The following is a 3,237-nucleotide window of genomic DNA, read 5'->3' as shown; positions in this document are numbered from 1 at the left end:
CTCGATCCAGCCTACCGAATGCAGCAACTACTTCGCCAACGCAGGATATGCTTCCATCAAAACGTGAAACGCTCTAGAGCTTGGCGCGCGCGCCGAACCGGCCAATCGGCGACCATCAGAACGGCGGCCATCGCCGATAGCATTTCAATCTTACTGCACGCCGCGGACCCGCTTATCGGCCGCTCCTTGATGCCAGCACGCAGGATCGGACACCGGGCCGACAAGCGCGCATTGCGGGGGTCGAAATGCCCGCCGCAACGCGGCCATTGATCTTGGTGAAGGTGGCCTTGGTGCGCCACAGCTCGCGTCCGCGAACGACCTCAAAAATCCAGGCCCTTGGTTCAGATGAAGCGGAATCCGATAGCTGTACTATTTGATCTAATGGAGCCAATTCTGTTGACGCTTCGGACGAGGGCTGGCCAACTGGGCTTGATGAAGCCCGGCATCTCCCGACGCTTCGTACGCTTCCCAATACAACTCACAAAAACCGCCGGTAAAAAGGCGGGCAGTTTAGGTCGGATGTTTTCCGCGAGTCCAGGCGGCAGGACGCGGCGCGCGCTAGTGACCCATAGTCGAGATCTCGTTCAGCCCGGCTTAGCTTCAGGTTGAGTCAAGCCGTCAATCTCCTCACCAGTGGCGTTCTTCTTCGCGATCAGCTCATGCACGGCGCGGCGCCCCGCCTCGGTAAGGCCCGCAAGGGTTTGGTTGCCGCTCCTGGCGGATTCAAGAATCCTCTCGGCAACCAGTTTCCTTGTCTCATGCTCTGATAATCCAATCGGCAAGAACCTGCATGCCCTCTCCAGCGCCAAGTCCATTGCGGCCAGAGTTTTCTTATTAAAATCCTCGCTAATCACTGTTCTTCCCCACATCGGCACTAGCGCGAGCTATGCCCTGGTCTTCGCTGCCGCGACCTTCCGGTACAATCACACACGTTAAGGAGCCTGAACTCTTCGGCGTTTGCTCCAGAGACTCGCCCAGCCGGAGCGAGCTGCCTGGGAGCAGCCAGCCGTTCATCAGGATTTGAACCTCGTACTGACGGAGTTTTCCCAGCAAGGCGTCGCGAAGATCACCAGGCGGCAGGAGCTCCGCCTGAGCGCGCGCCTCCCTAGCGCATTCGGCAAGCCGTTCGAATGACGGCCGAGTCGGGTCTTGCATCTGGGCCATGCCGTCTAATGCTGGAGCGGAAGCCTGGTTCCTAGCGGCAAGCCGCGCTTGCTCGGGCTCGATGCTATAGGGCTTATTCAGGAAGAAGTCCCGGTTGCCGAGCGCGGCTTCAGCATACTGGTCGATCGCAAACGGGATGGCCTGGACGTGGAAGAAACACCACCCGTCCCCCGCACCTCCGCCAACTGCCTTGATGAAGGGCAGCGGATTTTCGCGGTCATCGAACCATTTCCGACGCGCTACCATGACCTGCCCCCGAGCAGCCTCAGTTTAGGCTTCGGCGCGGTAGCCTTCAGCCTGTCCCGCTCGGCGCAACGCCTGTCAATCCTATCGCGCATCCTCTGCAGCAACGCCTCCGCCGAGGCCGTCGATATTCCGGCCCGCTGAAGCTTGAGGATGTCTTTGCGTTGCCGTCCGACCTGGACGCACATGTATTCGAGCTCGGAACGGATATCGTCGAGGCTGCACTCGGGATTTCCACCATTAAAAACGAAGCGAGAACGCCGAGTCAAGCGCAGATGCGCCAGACCGATGAAGCGCAAGTGGTCGGACGACCGTCACCATGGCCTTCCTTGAGCCGTATATCTCCGCGAGAAGGCTAACCGCCTACGCGCCTTTTCCATGAAGCTCATTCCGCCAAAGCGTTGAAAGCGAAGCGTTCGCGCTCGCGCGCCGTAGAAGGTCCGGACCGCAGAGCGCCGATCGGCAATGCTGCCGTCCGCCAGCGCCGCGACACGGTGGCAGACCGCAGAGTGGTTGTTGAGGCCGTGGGCGACTGTGAAGACGTGAAGCCCAGCTTCGGCTGCAACGTCATTATGAGAGAACCGAATTCGCGGCGAGGATCGGGCCCTAGTCCCGAGATCGGCTCATCCAGGAACAGCAGAACCGAATGGAGCGCGAACGCCCGCGCCAAGGCAACTCGCTTGACTGCGCCGCCGGAAAGCTCTGCCGGAAGCTTGTCTCTCTGTTGTGTGCTGAAGCAGACATCTCGAGCCTCGCATTGCAATCTCGTCGAGCAAGGACGGCGACAGATGCGCGGTCTCACGATCGAAGGACGGGAATCGCAGTGTTAGAAGCATCGGCGTCTTTGATGGTGGCGACCGCTAAGCGGTGCCCCTCGGATCGACGTGCCGCCGCTATTGCGGCACCGATGCCACGGCCCGTAACGAATGCAACACGTGCTACGCCACCCCCTTTCCCGCGTTCGGAGCTGCTGCCAGGCTTCACGACCTGATCGTGGTGCAGCAACCGGAGATTGGACGCGATAGTTTCGATAACGTCCTGCCCCAGGAGATGTTGTTCCGGGCTGGTGCGCCCGTGCTGTTCATGCCGTACACCTTCCGGGGCGCGTTCGCGGCGAAGCGAATCGGGATCTGCTGGGATGGCAGTCGCCTTCGCGTGCGGTGCACGATGCTATGCCACTCTTGGAGGCGGCCGACGCACTGATCATCATCACCGTCAACGGCGCCGAAGTCGTACCGCCGGAGGCCTCACCAACACGTCTCGCGCGATACCTGGCAAAGGCCGGCTTACCAGCCCGACTAGTCTCGTTGGAGGACCAATCGCTCGCAGATCCAATCAGGCATTCTTTCGCTGGCCTTCGACGAATCGCTCGATCTGCTTGTCATAGGCGGCTACGGGCATTCGCGCCTGAAGGAAGCCGTAATCGGCGGGGTCACGCGAGAGATGTTTCGGTCCATGACGGTGCCGACGCTGATGTCGCACTGACCTTCTATTACTGCTTGCCTCCAATGCCGGACAGATATCTCATGCGCGCGGACCGGATTATGCCTAGACGTCATCACGGTGACCTCCTCATACATCCATCATGGACGCCGCCAATATCATCCTGCGCTGTCACATCAGCGGCCTGCCGGTGATGGATGAGGACGACACGGTTAGCGATCCTGATGAATTGACTTTGCAGGTCGGGTGCAGTGCAAGCACCGCCGCAAATGGGGCCGAAGGCGCCTCCGCTAAATTCAGGTCGCAGTTGACAGAGCTGGCTCCGGTTGTCTGAACAGATTTTCCGCGTCGATAAGTGAAGCCCTCTGCCAAGGTTAAGCTGCCACG

The 3,237-nt window shown here is 60.1% G+C and carries 5 protein-coding genes; 2 read left to right on the top strand and 3 right to left on the bottom strand.

The window, feature by feature from the left end; translation table 11 throughout:
- Window positions 1-584: 584 nt before the first annotated feature.
- Window positions 585-854 (bottom strand): hypothetical protein, encoded by a 270-nt coding sequence (locus AC5ZG5_RS45810; protein ID WP_456647199.1) that lies wholly within the window; start codon window positions 852-854, stop codon window positions 585-587.
- A gap of 358 nt (window positions 855-1,212) precedes the next feature.
- Between AC5ZG5_RS45810 and AC5ZG5_RS45805 the strand changes: the two genes are divergently transcribed.
- Window positions 1,213-1,551, top strand: coding sequence for a hypothetical protein (locus tag AC5ZG5_RS45805; RefSeq protein ID WP_456647198.1), 339 nt, complete (start codon window positions 1,213-1,215; stop codon window positions 1,549-1,551).
- A 241-nt stretch (window positions 1,552-1,792) separates the two neighbouring features.
- Here the strand turns inward: AC5ZG5_RS45805 and AC5ZG5_RS45800 are convergent, their stop codons facing one another.
- Entirely contained in the window at window positions 1,793-2,209 is a 417-nt protein-coding gene (locus AC5ZG5_RS45800; protein WP_456647197.1) for an ATP-binding cassette domain-containing protein, read from the bottom strand.
- Between the two features lie 527 nt (window positions 2,210-2,736).
- Between AC5ZG5_RS45800 and AC5ZG5_RS45795 the strand changes: the two genes are divergently transcribed.
- Window positions 2,737-2,892 carry a universal stress protein gene (locus tag AC5ZG5_RS45795; RefSeq protein ID WP_456647200.1) on the top strand — a complete coding sequence of 52 codons (156 nt, stop codon included), beginning with the start codon at window positions 2,737-2,739 and terminating at the stop codon, window positions 2,890-2,892.
- A gap of 129 nt (window positions 2,893-3,021) precedes the next feature.
- Here AC5ZG5_RS45795 and AC5ZG5_RS45790 read toward each other — a convergent pair.
- The coding region (locus AC5ZG5_RS45790) for a hypothetical protein (protein WP_496165557.1) at window positions 3,022-3,237 on the bottom strand (216 nt) is incomplete at its 5' end.

Source organism: Bradyrhizobium sp. Ses1 (assembly GCF_059512365.1).
Note: the sequence above shows the minus strand (reverse complement) of the source record. Positions and strands in the feature narration are given on the sequence as shown.